The sequence below is a fragment of the Streptomyces sp. LUP47B genome, assembly GCF_001746295.1.
GTDB lineage: Bacteria > Actinomycetota > Actinomycetes > Streptomycetales > Streptomycetaceae > Streptomyces.
The window spans coordinates 53,908-68,465 of sequence record NZ_MJAH01000030.1 but is presented as its reverse complement, the minus strand read 5'-3'; the positions used below and the strand labels follow the sequence as shown (position 1 = coordinate 68,465).

The window sequence follows — 14,558 nt, the reverse complement described above, 5'->3', positions numbered from 1 at the left end:
CGCCTTCCAGAGCAGATTCCAGGACCCGCTTGGTCAGCTGCTGCAGCAGCCCGCCCTGACCGGTCAGCTGCAGCCCCTCCGACCGGGCCCGTTCCACCAGCATCGCGACCAGTTGCTCATCAGACACGGGCGCAGGCTGCCCGGACGGGGCACTCTCGACAGGTTCCACGGTCTCCAACTCCACGGCGGTGTCAGTCACTTGACGTCTCTCCCATGATCGTCGGATCCGCCGTTAGATTTACACTCCCCGTGGGTATCCGCGGCTTCAGCCGGGGAGGGAAACGCATCCTTGCTCCGGAGCCGCGCAGCGGCGGAGTTCTCTGCGGTTCAGGGGTTGACGGTCAGACGGGCCGCTTCTGGCCTTCGATGTACTGGCGGATCACGGTGAGTGGCGCTCCGCCGCAGGAACCGGCGAAGTAGGAGCGGGACCAGAAGACGGAGCCCATGCCGATGCGGTTGATCCGGCCGGTGTATTCGGCTCGCAGGTAGCGAGAGCTGACGCCCTTGAGGGAGTTGATCAGCTTGGACAGGGCGACCTTTGGCGGGTAGTGCACCAGCAGGTGTACATGATCGGTCTCGCCGTTGAACTCGCGCAGTTCCACATCAAAGCCGGCGCACACCTCGCGCATGATCTCTTCGCACCGCTTGAGCATGTCGTCATCGAAGACGCCCCGCCGGTACTTCGTTACGAACACCAAGTGCGCGTGCAGGTTGTAGACAACATGACGCCCGGTACGGACATCGGGATTTGATTCCCAGCGTGGTGACATACGCCAAGGGTAGTATGATCAAGCAAGCTGACCAGGGGAGGGGGTGGGCCGGATGATCCGTGCGTACAAGTTCCTCATGCGACCCACCGTGGGCCAGCAAGCCGCGCTCACCGCGATGCTCCGGGATCACTGCTCCCTCTACAACGGGGCGTTGCAGGAACGCCGTGACGCCTACCGGCACAGCTCCAGGACAAGCATCAAGTACGGCGACCAGTCCGCGCAGCTCAAGGAGATCCGGGCGTTCGACCCGGAGCGCCAGGGCCGCTGGTCGTTCTCCTCCCAGCAGGCCACGCTGCGCCGTCTGGACAAGGCGTTCGCCGCGTTCTTCCGGCGCATCAAGGCCGGCGACTCGCCGGGCTACCCGCGCTTTCGCGGGGCGAACTGGTTCGACACGGTGGACTTCCCCAAGGACGGGGACGGCTGCCGGTGGGACTCCACCCCGCACGACCCGGTGACCCGCGTTCGCTTCCAGGGTGTCGGGCACGTCAGGGTCAACCAGCACCGGCCCGTGGTGGGCCAGGTCAAGACCGTCAGCGTCAAGCGCGAAGGCAAGCGCTGGTATGTGATCCTGAGCGCCGAACAGGACCAGCCGAAGCCGCTGCCCGCAACAGGCAGTTCAGTCGGCATCGACCTGGGCATCGCCCACTTCCTCGCCGACTCAGGCGGCGGGTTCGTCCCCAACCCGCGCCACGGCCACAAGGCCGCCGCGAAGCTGGAGGCGGCACAACAGGCCCTCGCCCGTTTCCCGCGAGTGGGCCGGGACAAGCGCACCAAGAACCACCAGCGGGCGGTTGAGAAGGTTGCCGCTCTGCACCGCAAGATCCGCTGTCAGCGCCTGGACCACGCCCACAAGACCGCGCTTGATCTCGTGCGCGAACACGACGTCATCGCGCACGAAGACCTCAAGATCCGCAACATGGTCAAGGCTCCCGCGCCGAAGCCCGACCCCGGCCAGCCAGGCCGTTTCCTGCCCAACGGGGCCGCCGCGAAGGCAGGGCTGAACCACTCGATCTCGGATGCCGGATGGGGGGTGTTCCTGACGATCCTGAATGCCAAGGCTGAAAGCGCCGGACGCGAAGTGATCGCCGTGGACCCCCGCAACACCTCCCGGACCTGCCCCCAATGCGGGCACGTCTCAGCGGAGAACCGGCCCACCCAGGAGAAGTTCCACTGCGTCTCGTGCGGCCACAGCGCGCACGCGGACACCGTGGGCGCACTCAATGTCTTACGGGCCGGGCTGGTCCGTCGCGAAGCCCAACCGGCATAGCGAGAAGCTCCCTCGTTTCGAGGGGGAGGAGTCACCTCAGTGCCTCGCCTTGAGCGCAGCACCACCCGGCCCGCATCGACGGACAACAGAGCCCGACACCCGTCCCACTTGGGCTCTGCCGCCCAGCCGGGCACCAGAGGATGTACCGGGCAGGAGTCAGGAATACGGCCAGTTGCGCAGGGTGGCGTCGGCCATCTCCTGGAGTTCGTCGCGGTCGACACCGCTCGCTGCTTGTACGGCGATGCCGTAGGCGAAGGTGGTGAGGCAGCGGGCCAGTAGCCCCGGATCGGTCCCGGGGGGCAGGTCGCCGTCGTCGACGGCCCGCCGGAACCGCTCCCTGATGCAGGAGTAGCCGTTGTCGCGCCAGGCGACGAGGAGGTCACGGACTTCCTGTCCGGAGTCGCTGGTGGACAGGGCGCCCTGGACGCCCAGGCAGCCGTGGGGGTGGGCCGGGCGGGTGGTGGTCCGAACGGCGCCCGCCAGGATCGCGGTGGCGACGCCGAGAGCGGTCGGCTCCTCCAGGGCCCGGGCCAGGTATGCGCTCGGACCCTCGGTGTAGCGCTCCAGGGCCTTGCGGAACAGCTCCTCCTTGTTGCCGAAGGCCGCATACATGCTGGTGGTGGAGATGCCCATCGCATCAGTCAGGTTGGACAAGCTCGCGCCCTCGTAGCCGTGCTCCCAGAAGACCAGCATGGCGCGTTCGAGAGCTTCGTCGGTGTCAAATCCTCGTGGCCGGCCGGTGCGGCCGCTCTGTTTCGTCTCCACTCCCACAGTCTACCCCTTCCGCATCGATCGCTGCAGAAGTGCTATGTTCGACTTCCGCAGCGATCGTTGCAAAAGTCGAAGGGGTGCTCACGTGGGACTACTTGAAGGAAAGACCGCTCTCGTCACCGGGGGCAGTACCGGAATCGGCCTGGCCAGTGCCGTCCGGCTGACGGCCGAGGGCGCACACGTGTTCATCACCGGCCGGCGCAAGACCGAACTCGACGCCGCCCTCGAAGTGATCGGTCCAGCGGCTACCGCGGTGACCGGCGACATCTCGAACCTGGCCGACCTGGACCGGCTCTACGAGACGGTCCGTAGCCGGGGACGGGGTCTGGACGTGCTGTTCGCGAATGCCTCCGTCGCCTCGCTCGTGCCGCTGGAGCAGGTCACCGAGGAACACTTCGACACCCTCTTCGGTATCAACGTCCGGGGCATGCTGTTCACCGTCCAGAAGGCGCTGCCCCTGCTCAACGACGGCGCTTCGGTCATCTTGAACGGCTCCACCAACGTGGATGTCGGCGATGAGGCGCTCGGCGTCTACGCGGCGACCAAGGCCGCCACCCGGTCGTTCTCCCGGACCTGGGCCAACGAACTCAAGGGACGCGGTATACGGGTCAACACCGTCACGCCCGGACCGACCGACACCCCCGCGCTGTCGGCACTCACCCCCGAGCCGGAGCGGTTCCAGCGGCAACTGGCCACCCGGGTGCCGCTGGGCCGGCTCGGACGCCCCGAGGAAGTCGCCGCCGCCGTCACCTTTCTCGCCTCCGGGCAAAGCAGCTTCATCACCGGTTCGAGCCTGTACGTCGACGGCGGCCTGAACCAGATCTGAGAAGCGGAACCACCCCTGACCTGGTCAGGAGCGGCTCTGCTCGGCGGACATCTTCCTCAGCGATGGCCAGCACGGCGAGGCCGTGGAGGGCGTCGCGTCTCCTCTGCATCCAGTCGCGGCCCCAATCCGGAGCCGCCCCATAGAAGGGTCCTCTTCATGTCCGACAGTGATCTGCGCGCGTTCTACCTGCGCTATATCGAGGCGCTCAACGCCCACAAGTTCGATGGTATGGACAAGTTCATCAGCGACCGGACCACCCTGAACGGTGAGCCGGCGACGCGGGACGACCTCATCGCGGTTCAGAAGCATGACGTGGACGCCGTCCCGGACCTCCGCTGGGAACTCAAGGAACTGCTCTTCGACGGTGACCGTCTGGCTGCGCGCCTGGTCAACAGGGGTACCCCGGTGAAGAAATGGCTCGGTGTGGCTCCCACCGGCGCCTCGTTCGAGATCGTGGAGTACGCCATCTACCAGGTCCACGACGGACGGTTCGTGCACATGACTGCCCTGCACGACGCCGGCGAACTTCTCCGGCAGCTGACCGGCTGACCTCGCGATCAGCGCCCACCTCAAATAACAGTCCGGACATCACCAACGGCCCACTCGGGCCACGCACCTCGTGAGGATACGCATGACCATCACACTGATCACTGGGGCCAACAAGGGCATCGGCTTCGAGACAGCCAGACAACTTCTGGCATTGGGCCACGTTGTCTACATCGGTGCTCGTGACGTCGAGCGAGGCGAGAAGGCCGCGACGGCGCTCGGCGCACGATTCGTGCAGCTCGACGTGACCGACGACGCCTCGGTGAGCAGCGCGCTGGCGACGATCGACTCGGCCGAGGGCCGGCTCGACGTCCTGGTGAACAACGCGGGCGTCCTGGGGCACGGAGTCACCGACGGTCCCACGGCTCTGAGGGCCTTTGACACCAATGCGGTGGGAATCGTGCGCGTGACGGAGGCGGCGCTTCCCCTGCTGCGCAAGTCCTCGAACCCCACCGTGGTCACCGTGTCGAGCAGCGCCGGGTCCTTCTGGGCGGTGACCAATCCGGACCGGCCGGAGTTCAACCTGCCGTTGGCGCTTTACTCTGCGTCCAAGTCCGCAGCCACCATGCTCACGGTCCAGTACGCCAAGTCCCAGCCGGGCATCAAGTTCAACGCAGTCGAACCCGGCACCACCGCGACCGACCTGACTGCGGCATTCGGAATCGGAAGGGCGCCGGAGGAGAGCGCCAGGGTCGTCGTGCGTCTCGCAACCCTCGACGCGGACGGTCCGACAGGAACCTTCCAGGACGAAAACGGGGAAGTGCCCTGGTAGCCCTGTGGGAAACGGGCGGGGGCCATCCCGGGCGGGATGGCCCCCGCCCGTTTCCCACAGGCATCTCGTCGCCGCCATCCCTGCGACCTTTTCGACCACTGCGTCGGCTATGGTCGTCCGGCCTCGGGTTGCCGGATCTGCATTCGCCCCGGGCTTGCCCTGCAGGGTCGTCGTACCAGAGGCACGCATATCGGTCCTGGCTGTGCTGGCCGCCTCCGTCATGGGAAGCCACCTCCTCCACGTACCGAGCCGGCGGTGTCCGCCGGTCTACTCATTTCCACGGCTCCGTTGACCCACCCGCTGACGTCAGCGGATATGCCGTCCCGTGCGTCGGTCTGTCCGGCGGGACCAGCGCGCAGCGGCCCAAGCCATGGTGGCCGCGAACAACCCGATGGCGATGTCCAGCAGGTAGCGCAGCCCGTCGGCTGAAGTTGCCGCGTGATCTTGGACACTCGTTGGTTATGCCGCGAGAGCGTGTTGGTGGCGCTGCCTGGTCTCGACCGGGGTGAGGTAGCCGAAGGTCCTGTGTTTTTGCGCAGGCGGCGGCGGTCATAGAAGGTCTCGATGAAGGAGGAGATCCCAGAAGCTCTCCGCGGCGGCACCTGCGGCCAACGGCGCGTTGTACCTGCCCGGGTCACTGATGCCAGGCGTTGCAGGCAACCCGGAGTCAGCAGCAGGGCTGCCGGTCCCGTGAGGAACCAGCCAGGCATGGCCGGTGGCACGTGGACCGTTCGGGCGATCTCGATGAGGTCAGGGGACCGGCCTTCGCGGCGCGCTCGGGCCAGCCCCGTTCCGAGTCTCGGGTGGCCCTGTGTCGCCTCGGCGCAGGATCCCGGAACCGTCACCGCCGGGCGACGGTTCGACGACGCTGTGTACTTGCGGTGCGGGATGTGGGCACGCTGGTCGTATGACGAGCCCTTTGGCGGACGGCCGGTTGGCCTGTGGCTGTGGTGAAGATCAGATTCCTTGGATGCTGGCGAAATTCGGGTTCCTGGGGCTGGCGGGGCTGTTTCTGGCGGTTCTGGTTGTGATGACTCTGGCGGGGTGGTTGATGGCCTCGGCGGTGTCACTGGTCATGCGGTGGCGGCATCCGCCGGTGACGGGCCAGGAAACTCCACCTGGCTCTCTGGACGGTTTCACCTGGCGGACCGACGAGCCCCGCTAAGCGTTGTCCCGTAAATGATCTTTGATGTGCTGGATGACCTGCTGTTTCTCCGTCACCCGGCGAGGGTGATGTTGTGCAGGCGGGCGATGCCGAGCATGGCGTGGTGGACGCCGTCGCCCTTGAGACGGCAGTCGCGGAGGATCTTCCAGGTCTTCATGCGGGCGAAGGCGTGTTCGACGCGGGCGCGGACTTTGCGGTGGGAGGCATTGTGTTCCTCTTTCCAGTCAAGGAGTTGGGCCTGGCCACTGGTGGTTGGTGGAGTAGCGGTAGTTCTTCGACTGCTCGGCGATGTCGTGGTCGCGGGTGGGGACCAGGGTGCCGTCCACGATCAGCACAGCGTCTTTGCGGAACCGCTTGCGTTGCTGGAGAGCGAGTACGGGTCCGAGGTTGTCGATGACGCGCTCGGCAGCCGACTTCGACACCCCGAACAGCGGCGCCAGTTGGCGCAGCGTGAGGTTGGTCCTCCAGTAGGCGGCGACCAGCAGTACCCGGTCCTCCAGCGGCAGGCTCCACGGTCGGCCCTTGCGAACCGGGTCAGCGCCCTCGCGCCGCAACGCGGTGATCAGCGTGCCGAACTGACGCGGGCTCAGCCCGGTGAACGGAGCTATCCAGACACCTCAGGGCCCTGACGCGTCAAGTGCTGTTCGGTGAGTGAATGGTTTCCCCAGCGGTTCCAGAGCGTGTGATGCCATTCGTCGGAATCGGTGCCGGGTGGCGTCACCGGCGGCACCGGCCCTGGGCTGGTCTCGATCAGGTGCAGCAGTGACCAGGCGACGCCGTAGCAGTCGTCGGGGCCGAAGCAGGCAGCCAAAGCATGCGCCTCATCGGGTGTGACAGGCGCGGAGATGGCTTCGAGTTGTTTGACTCGCCGGTCGATCTCCTCCTCGTCGGCATCCCAGTCGGGCAGAGGTCCGTCGGCGACGAAGGTCTGAACTTCGGGTCTCATCCGTGAATGATCGACCGCTGTGGGCGACCTGAGCAAGGCGTGTTGCCACAGGTCAGGCAGCAGCTTTCTCCGTCACCGAGGGCGGTGTGGGGAAGGCGACCAGCTCATCGAACCGTTCGCCGTGCTGGAGGCAGTGATAGAGCTGGCCGATCATGCGGTTGAAAAGGTTGCGCTGGGCGGCGGCGTGCGAGTCTGCGTGGTTGTCGCGTCGTCGTCGGTAGTGGGCTTTGGCGCCAGGTGAGGCGGTGATCGCGGAGAACGCCCAGAGGTAACCGGCGTGGTTGAGACGGTCGTTCTTCACCCAGCGTCGCGTAATACTGGACTTCTTGCCGGACGCCCGGGTGATGGGCGAGCGCCGGCGTATGCCTTCAGGCCGCGGGCGTCGGCGAACCGTTGCCGGTCGTCCCCGATCTCGGCAAGCACCCGGGCGCCGAGCTGGGTGCCGAGGCCGGGGAAGGTGAGGATGATCTCAGCGTCAGGGTGCTCAGGGAATGCCTCCTCGACCGCCTCGGCCAGGTTATCGGCGGCGGTGCAGGCGGCCTCCAGTTGCATCAGGAGTGCGAGCATCTGCTTGCCGAGCGCGTCCTCGACCAGGTGCGGCTGGCGGGCCCAGTCAGAGCGGAAGATCTGGCGGAGCCGCTCGGCCTCGGCTGTCATGCCCCGCTGCCGACCCGGACCCTTCAGGGCTGCCTGCAGCTGCGTGCGAGTAAGTCGAGCGGCCTTCGCTGGTGTCGGGGCCGCCTTCAGGAACTCGTGGGCCTCGCGCCGGCAGAGGCCGTTCTTCCAGGACTCGACGGCTGCGAGAGCGGCTGGGTAGTACTCGCGCAGCAGGGAGCGGAGTTGGTTGGCGATCTGCTGGCGGTTCCAGGTTGCGTCCTGCTGGACGCGACGTGGCGATCATCAATCTCCACGGCGTGTCTGCCGTCCGGTCCGAGAACGTCCCGCCCCCGTTTGAGGAGCAGGTGCGGATGTTCGTGGTGAGGCACGGAGCATAGACGCGGGACGGTACGCGCGATCACGGCGACCAGACCCTTTCGGGCGGACAGTTCATTCTCGAACACTGCGACCGGAAGTCTCACTTCGTGACGGCGCCGCACACGAAGGCGAAACTCTTCATTCTGCCTGCCGCGATACTCAAACCCCTGCTGGGGAGCCGGATCGGTTTTGGGTCGGCGGACTCGGCCGAGATGCGCCTGCTGACGGCCCACTCCAAGATGGTCCACAACACCGTAGCCGACTTGAGTTCGGCCGGTGTGGAAGCGGCCCGCAGCAGCCTGCTGGAGCTGGCCAAGGCAGTGGCGATAGGCCACTTCGACGACGTGGAACCGCGGCTCGCACCCGCCCTCGCCCAGGCCGCGAAAGACCTCGCCAACGGGCATCTCGCCGATCCCGAGCTCTCTGCGACCATGCTGGCACGCGATCTCAACGTCTCCGTCCGCACGCTCCAACGGGCGTTTGCAGCGGCAGGAGAAACAGTTGCCTCATACATCCGCCACCGACGGCTTGAAGAGGCCCGGCTCGCCCTCACCACGCCCCACGGCCGATTGAGTGTGTCCGAACTCGCCGCTCACTGGCAGTTCGCGGACAGAAGCCATTTCATCCGGGCCTTCAGGCAGCACTACGGCCAGACACCCACCGAATACGCCCGCTCGACCAGGGCCGCCGGGAACTGAACTGACGCTGGACCGGCGGTCCCACTCCAGATGGTTGGACCGGTTGTGGGGCCGACCCGGCCGTACCGCGTGTTCGTGCGGTGACCGGCAAGGTTCACCGTGTCGCGACGGCCGGCACTGCGCCTCGACGCGTTGGTCGGACCACCGAGGAACGTGCGGTAGGAGCCTTGGCCCTCCGCCTTGCGATGCACCGCACGGGCCACCGGCCTGGCGGCCTCCTTACGGTTGGTGACCTTCGCGCCCCGGCCCGGGTTCACATTCGCCGCCCCGCCCTCTCAGGCGGAAAAGACGGGGCAGGCGTTTAATCGGATGTGCGTGCGGCGCAGGGTTGTTAGATTCGCCGTGTGCCGAAGCTGAATCAGATCATCGCAGTCGAAAAGGGCGTCAAGTCCAAGGCCCTCCAAGAGCTCACCCAGGCCCACCAGGACGTGCAGAAGCCCGCCCTGCTGGCCGGCATCTCCCGGACCTACCAGCCCAAGGACGAGGAGGGCGAGCAGCTGCCGCCCGAGTCCACGCGGGTGCAGATCAAGGCCGAGGATGCTCTGCGGGCGACCGCCGGGACGCTGACGCGGCTCTTCGACGTGACCGCGACGAAGGACTGGGCGAACCGGTCCGCGGTCGCGGACGTGGTGGTCGACGGTACGGTGCTGTTGCCCCAGGTGCCTGTCCCCTACCTGTTGTTCCTGGAGAAGCAACTCACCGACCTGCACACCTTCGTGCGTAAGTTGCCAGTGCTCGACGCCTCCGAGTCTTGGAACCTGGACCCCTCGACGGACTCGTGGAAGACGGACCCGGTGCGGACCATCCGCACGAAGAAGGTTCCGCGCAACCACGTGAAGGCCGAGGCCACGGAGAAGCACCCGGCGCAGGTCGAGGTGTACTACGAGGACGTCGCGGTCGGTTACTGGACCACGGTGAAGTTCTCCGGCGCGCTGCCCGCCCGGCGGGTCAATGAGCTCCTCGACCGCGTTGAGAAGCTCCAGCAGTCCGTCAAGTTCGCCCGCGAGGAGGCCAACAACACCGAGGTCACCGACCAGCGGGTCGGCGACGCGGTATTCGGCTACCTGTTCCGGTAGCCTCCACACACGCCCTCCGTCGCGAGCGGAGGGTGCGCGATGAGCGCAAGCTGAAACTGATGTTGAAGCTGATGAAGGGGTGTCAGTTGGGGGTTCGAATCCCTCTCCCCGCACCACGTGCGGGGGTGGCCCAAGGCTGGCAGAGGCGGCCCCGTGAAACTCAGATTCTCGCTCCAGTCTCAGTATTCGCCGCCGAACACCGGATCGACCGAGCGTGGGCGAACATCGACGGATAGGGGTTCAAGTCCCTTCGGCGCCTCTCTCGTGGCGCTGTAGTTCAAAGGCAGAACACGTCGATCTCAACATGACCCGCGGTTCTTAAACGCCGCCGGTGTGCGCAAATGGGTGGCAAGCTGGAGCCCGGGAGCTGGACATGCTCCCGGGCTCCGTCACGTTCCGGCCCGCGGCTTGTGCTGTGACCGGGAAGGTTCACCGGGTTGAGTGGTCAGGCCGCGGTGGGTAGGGGTTGCGGTGTAGAGCAGCACGTCATGGGCGTCGAGGCCGGTGAGGGCGTAGTACCAGCCCTGGCGTTCCTCCCAGTCCAGCCGGATCCCGCCGCGACCGCCGGTGCGGCTGACGTCCCAGGCCTTCCATACCCGACAGCGCAGGCGCTCCGCGCTGGGCATGCTCAGCCCGGTGGAGTACGAACTGCCCACTCCGCCAGTAACCTGGCAACCAAGCAACCCGATTCCAACCAACTCGGGGCAGTCCGGAGCCTCCATCAGACCCGGAGCGCCTCAATAGGAGTCCAGCCAGCGGTCGTGGAATCCAAGGGCAGTAAACGATTCTCCGGGTACGGCGATGACCGTACCCGGAGAATATGGATATCAGCCCCTCTTCATTCGAGAAATTCCGTACGCGGCCAGCGCTATGAAAACAATCACGATGACGACCCACAACCAGGTGGGGAGCGGCGGGCCGGAGGCACCGCGAGCCATCAGTTCAGCCGTCGCACTGGTCATGCAACCTCCTGTGTCTTACAACGGCTAACACAATGAGGTGGCTCGGTCCTGATGGCCGTGTCCGAGGCGGGAGTTGAGCGTTCGGCTGGACGTGGGGACATCGCCGTGGATCGTGTCGGATGAGCTGTGGGACCGTCTGGAACCGTTGCTGCCGCAGCGTGCGCGCAGGTTCCGGTATCCCGGCCGCAAGGCATTGCCGGACCGCGAGGTGCTGTGCGGGATCCTGTACGTGCTGCACACCGGCATCCAGTGGGAGTACCTGCCGCAAGAGTTGGGGTTCGGGTCGGGCATGACGTGCTGGCGCAGGCTGAGGGACTGGAACGAGGCCGGCGTCTGGCAACGGCTGCACGAGGTCCTGCTCGCCGAGCTCAATGCGGCCTCGCGCCTGGACTGGTCCCGCTGCGTGGTCGACTCCTCCCACGTCAGGTCGCTAAGAACCCCTAACGGAATGCTCTACGTGGACTTGGGAGCTAACTCGGGGGCGGTGAACGAACGCGGTTGCTACTGTCCGGACGTGACCCTGACTGACCTCAACAACGGCTTTCGTGACGATGAGCAGCGGCGGCGCGTGCAGAGGGTCATTCATGATCGCCTCGCAGACGACCGTGACCCGCAGGAATGCCGCTTCCTCATGCGGTTCTGGTGGCAGCTGGTCATGTCGTACCAAGAGGTGTCGATGGACGAGCTCAGCCTGAACGTCGGCAAGCCGAAGCTGGACGTGATCGAGGCGCTGATCAGCGCCATCAGGTCATCCCATGCCGACATCGACGCCTGGATCGCCACCACACAGCAAGTCTTCCCGGTGATCCAGGATCGCGGCTTCATGGCTGCTCAGGACAACGAAAGTTAACGCGGACGGAGCTTCTTCAGCCGTCGCCAGCAGAGGATGCTGCAGGCGAGGCTGAGGAAGGCTTCGTGGATGTCATCGCGTATCTCCCAGCGGATGCGCAGGCGGCGGAACCAGTGCAGGTGGGCGAACGCTCGCTCGACTACCCAGCGTTGGGTGCCCAGGCCGGAGCCGTGCTCGGTGCCGCGACGAGCGATCTGCGGCTTCACGCCGAGGTCCCAGACCATGCGGCGGTACTTGTCGTGGTCGTAGCCGCGGTCGGCCAGCACCACATCAGGGCGGCGTCGAGGCCGGCCGCGCTTGCCTCGCACGGGCGGTACGGCCCGGAGGAGAGGGATCAGCTGGGTGACGTCGTTGCGGTTGCCGCCGGTCAGGGTCGCGGCGAGCGGAATGCCCGTGGCGTCGGTGATCAGATGATGCTTGCTGCCCGTCCTGCCCCGGTCAACGGGGCTTCGTCCGGTCTTGGCTCCCCCTTTAACGCCCGGATATGTGAGCCGTCGACCGCCGCCCGGGAGAAGTCCAGGGCGTTCGCGCCCCGGAGCTCGGCGAGGAGGACCTCGTGTAGCCGGGGCCACACGCCAGCCTCGGTCCACTCGGACAGGCGGCGCCAGCAGGTCATGCCCGAGCCGAAGCCGAGTTCCTGTGGCAGGTGTTCCCAGGCGATTCCGGTGTGCAGGACGAACAGGATGCCCTGGAACACCAGCCGGTCTGGATGTCGCTTGCGACCCGGATGCCGCATCCGACGTTCAACCTTCGGCAGCAAGGGCTCGATCACCGCCCACAGTTCGTCATCGACTTCCCACGGCTTCGGCCGGGCCACCCGCACCTCCAGATCACCAGTCTCAGAGTGATCCAACCACCTCGAAGATCATTTCGTTAGGAGTTCTAAAAGGGGGCAGCACACGGGCCCGTCGCCGGTCGACCGGGGGCGAGCCGGCTCGAAACACCATGTGATCACCGACGGCCACGGCACCCCGCTCGCAGTCCTGCTGACCGGCGGCAACCGCAACGACGTCACCCAGCTCCTGCCCCTCCTCGACGCGATCCCACCGGTCCGCGGCCGAGTCGGTCGCCCCCGCCGCAGACCCGACTCCCTCTTTGCCGACCGCGGCTACGACCACGACATCTACCGCGACCAGGTCCGCGCCTGCGGCATCGTGCCCGCCATCGCCCGCCCCGGCACCCGGCATGGCACCTACCGGTGGGTGGTGGAGCGGACCTTCGCCTGGTTGCATGGCTTCCGCCGCCTGCGTATCCGCTGGGAACGCAGAGCCGACATCCACGAAGCGTTCCTCCAACTCGCCTGCTGCCTCATCACCCAACGACAGATTCGCTTCCTGTGTTAGCTGTTGTCAGTAGGCTGCAGGTATGACCGAGTTGGCGGCCAGCAGGCCCGGGCCACGCAAGCCGCGAGAACTGCGTGATGTCCACGAGTTCCTGGATCAGGTGAGGCTGCGCCCGGGAATGTGGGTTCGCCGCGGCTCTCTTCAGCATCTGGACTCCATGCTTGTCGGCTACGCGGTCGCCTGCGAGATCCACGACAACGACGAGAGTTTTGACTTCTGGAACGGCGGCCCCTTCTCCCAGTGGCTGTGGAAGCGGACGAACATGGCGCACCCCAGCAACCTGGGCTGGGCTGTCGAGATCGAACGGGCAGCCGAGTCGGCGGGCACGCCACCGATGGAGATGTTCTTCTCCCTCTTGGACGAGTTCCGTGCTGAGCAGGGTAGAGCGCGGAGCACACAGGAGAGGTAGCAATCCCTCCCGACAGACGGGACCCCCACTCCCAGCCGAACGCACAACTCGCTCCACCAATGCTCCGATCAGCAGCCATCCGCCTCATTGTGTTAGCCGCTGTTACAGCGATTCTTCTGGTTGGCCCTGTGCCCAGGTGCCCACACCGTATGAGGCTCCGAGGCAGACTCCCTGGCCGGCGACCTCGGCGACTCCGGCGGTCGGGACAGAAAGACCAGCAAGAACGGCTTCACATACGACCTGGGTGACTGCCCCGCCCATATGCCGACGGCTGTCGACGCAGCTCCTTTCCAATCGCCCTTGATGAGACTTGCGCCCAGGTTGCCGTAGTCGTAGGCGTCGAATACCTTTCCCACTCCGCTAAGGAAACCCAACCCGGTGGGATCACTGAGCGTTTTCAGAATGGCACCACCACGGCAGCCCGCCCACGGCGGCCGTCGCAGCCAGCGGGTTCTTCGCGGCGAGGACCACCAGGCGGTGAACGCCAGCACCGAACAGCTGGAACGCGATGTCGATGAGTACCAGCGCGTTCGCGGCGGTGGCCTCCAGGCGCAGCACGCTCTCCGCGACGGGGATCCAGTCAATGACGGCGAACCCGAAGCGGGAGAAGACGCTGTCCCTGGAGACGATGACGCACCGTCCCAGGAACTCCGCGAGCGCCATCGTGGGCGCGTCGTCCGGGTCGCCCCGGTGCCGCTTCAGCATCTCCCGGTCGACCCGCAGAATGTGCTCGGTCTGCGGGGCCAAGTGGTCGCGGATCTCCAGGTCGACCACTCGAAGGGCGGGCAGGATCTGCTCATTGAGTACCCGGCGTGCCTGCCGTTCCGACGCTTCGAGGCCGGCGGCCACTTTGGCCAGGTGTTCGTCGACTTCGCCGGGGACGTGCGCGGCGATGTACGGAGTGGCACGGCCGGTGACGGCCAGCGCGGTGACCCGGTCCTGCCGACCGCCGCTCTTGGCCAGGGCGCAGGCTTCGACCAGCAGCGCGTTGGTGTCGAGGACGGGCAGCAGCATCCGCCGGTCACCCCCATCGGGTTGAACGCCGACCCGGAGGGGATCAGCAGAGGCGGTGCCGCATCGGCACGGTCGAGCGTCATGGATCAAGTGTTGCCACCGCCACTGACATCCGTGCGGGAGTTTCAGGCCCGGCACCGGCTGGGTGACAGGTCCTCAGAGCCCGTC

General features: G+C 66.3%; 14 protein-coding genes and 6 pseudogenes. 10 read left to right on the top strand and 10 right to left on the bottom strand.

From position 1 onward, the window contains the following. Together BFN33_RS55060 and tnpA are read right to left on the bottom strand one after the other, a co-directional pair. Positions 1–184: pseudogene (locus BFN33_RS55060) on the bottom strand (IS256 family transposase); the annotation flags it as partial. 157 nt (positions 185–341) lie between these two features. Continuing rightward, a complete protein-coding gene (gene tnpA, locus BFN33_RS46915; RefSeq protein WP_079141409.1) occupies positions 342–770 on the bottom strand; it encodes an IS200/IS605 family transposase in 429 nt (142 codons plus the stop codon). A 52-nt stretch (positions 771–822) separates the two neighbouring features. Here tnpA and BFN33_RS46910 point away from each other — a divergent pair, with 52 nt between their 5' ends. Beyond that, positions 823–2,037: an RNA-guided endonuclease TnpB family protein gene (locus tag BFN33_RS46910; RefSeq protein ID WP_069766338.1), complete on the top strand. Its 1,215-nt coding sequence runs from the start codon at positions 823–825 to the stop codon at positions 2,035–2,037. Positions 2,038–2,193: 156 nt separating this feature from the next. Here the strand turns inward: BFN33_RS46910 and BFN33_RS46905 are convergent, their stop codons facing one another. After that, positions 2,194–2,802, bottom strand: a complete 609-nt coding sequence (locus BFN33_RS46905) for a TetR/AcrR family transcriptional regulator (protein WP_069766337.1) — start codon at positions 2,800–2,802, stop codon at positions 2,194–2,196. Positions 2,803–2,893: 91 nt separating this feature from the next. On the opposite strand from BFN33_RS46905, the gene BFN33_RS46900 reads away from it, so the two are divergent. The 3 genes from BFN33_RS46900 to BFN33_RS46890 all read left to right on the top strand — a co-directional run bounded on the left by BFN33_RS46900 (position 2,894) and on the right by BFN33_RS46890 (position 4,952). Beyond that, positions 2,894–3,634 carry an SDR family oxidoreductase gene (locus tag BFN33_RS46900; protein ID WP_069766336.1) on the top strand — a complete coding sequence of 247 codons (741 nt, stop codon included), beginning with the start codon at positions 2,894–2,896 and terminating at the stop codon, positions 3,632–3,634. A gap of 156 nt (positions 3,635–3,790) precedes the next feature. After that, positions 3,791–4,183, top strand: coding sequence for an ester cyclase (locus tag BFN33_RS46895; RefSeq protein WP_069766335.1), 393 nt, complete (start codon positions 3,791–3,793; stop codon positions 4,181–4,183). Positions 4,184–4,265: 82 nt separating this feature from the next. Beyond that, positions 4,266–4,952: an SDR family NAD(P)-dependent oxidoreductase gene (locus BFN33_RS46890; RefSeq protein WP_069766334.1), complete on the top strand. Its 687-nt coding sequence runs from the start codon at positions 4,266–4,268 to the stop codon at positions 4,950–4,952. Between the two features lie 69 nt (positions 4,953–5,021). On the opposite strand, the pseudogene BFN33_RS55055 reads toward BFN33_RS46890, so the two are convergent. Next, positions 5,022–5,141 (bottom strand): annotated as a pseudogene (locus tag BFN33_RS55055) (Asp23/Gls24 family envelope stress response protein); the annotation flags it as partial. Between the two features lie 718 nt (positions 5,142–5,859). Between BFN33_RS55055 and BFN33_RS46885 the strand changes: the two are divergent. Then, positions 5,860–6,117: a hypothetical protein gene (locus BFN33_RS46885; protein ID WP_069766333.1), complete on the top strand. Its 258-nt coding sequence runs from the start codon at positions 5,860–5,862 to the stop codon at positions 6,115–6,117. Between the two features lie 52 nt (positions 6,118–6,169). Here BFN33_RS46885 and BFN33_RS46880 read toward each other — a convergent pair. From BFN33_RS46880 to BFN33_RS46870, 3 genes and pseudogenes are all read right to left on the bottom strand, one after another. Next, positions 6,170–6,725 (bottom strand): annotated as a pseudogene (locus BFN33_RS46880) (transposase family protein). Then, positions 6,722–7,063 (bottom strand): hypothetical protein, encoded by a 342-nt coding sequence (locus BFN33_RS46875; RefSeq protein ID WP_069766332.1) that lies wholly within the window; start codon positions 7,061–7,063, stop codon positions 6,722–6,724. The pseudogene BFN33_RS46880 and the gene BFN33_RS46875 overlap by 4 nt, the downstream one beginning before the upstream one ends. Positions 7,064–7,115: 52 nt before the next feature. Then, a pseudogene (locus BFN33_RS46870) lies at positions 7,116–7,951 on the bottom strand (transposase); the annotation flags it as partial. A 194-nt stretch (positions 7,952–8,145) separates the two neighbouring features. On the opposite strand from BFN33_RS46870, the gene BFN33_RS46865 reads away from it, so the two are divergent. Both BFN33_RS46865 and BFN33_RS46860 read left to right on the top strand, forming a co-directional pair. Beyond that, a complete protein-coding gene (locus BFN33_RS46865; RefSeq protein WP_256123062.1) occupies positions 8,146–8,736 on the top strand; it encodes a helix-turn-helix domain-containing protein in 591 nt (196 codons plus the stop codon). 344 nt (positions 8,737–9,080) lie between these two features. Next, positions 9,081–9,812, top strand: a complete 732-nt coding sequence (locus BFN33_RS46860) for a hypothetical protein (RefSeq protein WP_069766331.1) — start codon at positions 9,081–9,083, stop codon at positions 9,810–9,812. A 389-nt stretch (positions 9,813–10,201) separates the two neighbouring features. On the opposite strand, the gene BFN33_RS46855 is transcribed toward BFN33_RS46860, so the two are convergent. Next, positions 10,202–10,438, bottom strand: coding sequence for a hypothetical protein (locus tag BFN33_RS46855; RefSeq protein ID WP_141758080.1), 237 nt, complete (start codon positions 10,436–10,438; stop codon positions 10,202–10,204). 427 nt (positions 10,439–10,865) lie between these two features. Here BFN33_RS46855 and BFN33_RS46850 point away from each other — a divergent pair. Next, positions 10,866–11,207, top strand: a pseudogene (locus BFN33_RS46850) (transposase); the annotation flags it as partial. A 413-nt stretch (positions 11,208–11,620) separates the two neighbouring features. Here BFN33_RS46850 and BFN33_RS51030 read toward each other — a convergent pair. Further along, positions 11,621–12,441, bottom strand: a protein-coding gene (locus BFN33_RS51030) for an IS5 family transposase (RefSeq protein ID WP_370743390.1) whose coding sequence is annotated in 2 segments (ribosomal slippage) — positions 11,621–12,099 and positions 12,099–12,441 — 822 coding nt in all. Because the reading frame shifts where the segments join, the coding sequence is not laid out codon by codon here. A gap of 55 nt (positions 12,442–12,496) precedes the next feature. Here BFN33_RS51030 and BFN33_RS46835 point away from each other — a divergent pair. Both BFN33_RS46835 and BFN33_RS46830 read left to right on the top strand, forming a co-directional pair. Beyond that, a pseudogene (locus tag BFN33_RS46835) lies at positions 12,497–12,967 on the top strand (IS5 family transposase); the annotation flags it as partial. A 22-nt stretch (positions 12,968–12,989) separates the two neighbouring features. After that, positions 12,990–13,376 carry a hypothetical protein gene (locus tag BFN33_RS46830; RefSeq protein WP_079141408.1) on the top strand — a complete coding sequence of 129 codons (387 nt, stop codon included), beginning with the start codon at positions 12,990–12,992 and terminating at the stop codon, positions 13,374–13,376. Positions 13,377–13,760: 384 nt separating this feature from the next. Here the strand turns inward: BFN33_RS46830 and BFN33_RS46825 are convergent, their stop codons facing one another. Further along, positions 13,761–14,390, bottom strand: coding sequence for a hypothetical protein (locus tag BFN33_RS46825; protein ID WP_069766327.1), 630 nt, complete (start codon positions 14,388–14,390; stop codon positions 13,761–13,763). Positions 14,391–14,558 lie beyond the last annotated feature (168 nt).

Excerpts from the sequence above, each read along its gene's own strand:
- tnpA (WP_079141409.1), bottom strand. The coding sequence starts at position 770 with ATGTCACCACGCTGGGAATCAAATCCCGATGTCCGTACCGGGCGTCAT.
- BFN33_RS46910 (WP_069766338.1), top strand. The coding sequence starts at position 823 with ATGATCCGTGCGTACAAGTTCCTCATGCGACCCACCGTGGGCCAGCAA.
- BFN33_RS46895 (WP_069766335.1), top strand. The coding sequence starts at position 3,791 with ATGTCCGACAGTGATCTGCGCGCGTTCTACCTGCGCTATATCGAGGCG.
- BFN33_RS46890 (WP_069766334.1), top strand. The coding sequence starts at position 4,266 with ATGACCATCACACTGATCACTGGGGCCAACAAGGGCATCGGCTTCGAG.
- BFN33_RS46885 (WP_069766333.1), top strand. The coding sequence starts at position 5,860 with ATGACGAGCCCTTTGGCGGACGGCCGGTTGGCCTGTGGCTGTGGTGAA.
- BFN33_RS46875 (WP_069766332.1), bottom strand. The coding sequence starts at position 7,063 with ATGAGACCCGAAGTTCAGACCTTCGTCGCCGACGGACCTCTGCCCGAC.
- BFN33_RS46855 (WP_141758080.1), bottom strand. The coding sequence starts at position 10,438 with ATGCCCAGCGCGGAGCGCCTGCGCTGTCGGGTATGGAAGGCCTGGGAC.
- BFN33_RS46830 (WP_079141408.1), top strand. The coding sequence starts at position 12,990 with ATGACCGAGTTGGCGGCCAGCAGGCCCGGGCCACGCAAGCCGCGAGAA.
- BFN33_RS46825 (WP_069766327.1), bottom strand. The coding sequence starts at position 14,390 with ATGCTGCTGCCCGTCCTCGACACCAACGCGCTGCTGGTCGAAGCCTGC.